Genomic DNA, 1,164 nt, shown 5'->3' on the forward strand with positions numbered 1-1,164 from the left:
ATACCAAAGGCGCCGGTATCTGACTCATTTGTGATCCCCTCTCTGGTGCGGATCTGATTCGATGACGTGGGGAGGATTCGCGCCATGCCATCAGCGGTGCCATTGCGAACGGATTTTTCGGCCGGCGAACTCCGGCAGCTAGCGAAGCGATCGAAGGACAACAACCAAAGCCGGCGGCTGTTGTCGCTGGCTGCAATTCTCGACGGGATGAACCGCACCGATGCTGCCCGGATCGGCGGCATGGATCGACAGACGTTGCGGGACTGGGTTCACCGCTTCAACGAAGCTGGCCCCGACGGGCTGCTGGACAATTGGGCCAGTGGACCGGCTTCGCGGCTGTCGCCAGACCAGCAAGCCGAACTCGCCGCGATCGTCGAAGCCGGCCCCGATTGGGATCTGGACGGCGTGGTGCGTTGGCGCCGCGTCGATCTGAAGCGGGTGATCGCGGAGCGCTTCGGCGTCGAATATCATGAGCGGCATGTCGGGACGCTGTTGAAGAAGCTCGGCTTCTCGCACATCAGCGCGCGGCCGCGGCATCCCGGGCAGGATGCCGAGATCGTCGAGGCTTTCAAAAAAACTTTACGCGCGCATTGAGCGTGCATCTGGCGGAGCTGCCCGAAGGCACCCCGATCGAAATCTGGTTCCAGGACGAAGCCAGGATCGGCCAGAAGAACGGCGTGGTCCGGCTATGGGCCAGGCGCGGATCGCGGCCGCGACAGCCCGCCGACCAGCGCTATGAGAACGCCTACCTGTTCGGCGCGATCTGTCCGGCGCGTGGCACCGGCGCCGCGCTCGCGCTACCGCAGGCCGACACCGAGGCCATGCAGCTGCATCTCAACGAGATATCCCGTCACGTCGCCAAAGGCGCGCACGCCGTGCTGCTGATGGACCGCGCCGGATGGCACACCACGGCGAACCTCGACATGCCTAACAACATCACGCCGATATTCCTGCCATCGCGCTCGCCAGAACTGAACCCGGTCGAGAACATCTGGCAGTACATGCGGGCCAACTGGCTCTCAAACCGCGTGTTCGAAACCTACGACGCCATCGTCGATACCGCCTGCGAGGCGTGGCAAAAACTCGTCGCACAACCCCACACAATCACATCAATCGGGATGCGAGACTGGGCACATGTCGGTCAATCTCAATGACCGTTGGTAT

The 1,164-nt window shown here is 62.8% G+C and carries 1 protein-coding gene; it reads left to right on the forward strand.

From position 1 onward, the window contains the following. Positions 1–84: 84 nt before the first annotated feature. Positions 85–1,154, forward strand: a protein-coding gene (locus HNR60_RS23920) for an IS630 family transposase (protein ID WP_184262935.1) whose coding sequence is annotated in 2 segments (ribosomal slippage) — positions 85–571 and positions 571–1,154 — 1,071 coding nt in all. Because the reading frame shifts where the segments join, the coding sequence is not laid out codon by codon here. The last annotated feature ends 10 nt before the right edge of the window (positions 1,155–1,164 follow it).

Origin of the sequence: Rhodopseudomonas rhenobacensis, assembly GCF_014203125.1 — a bacterium.
Taxonomy (GTDB): Bacteria; Pseudomonadota; Alphaproteobacteria; order Rhizobiales; family Xanthobacteraceae; genus Rhodopseudomonas_A; species Rhodopseudomonas_A rhenobacensis.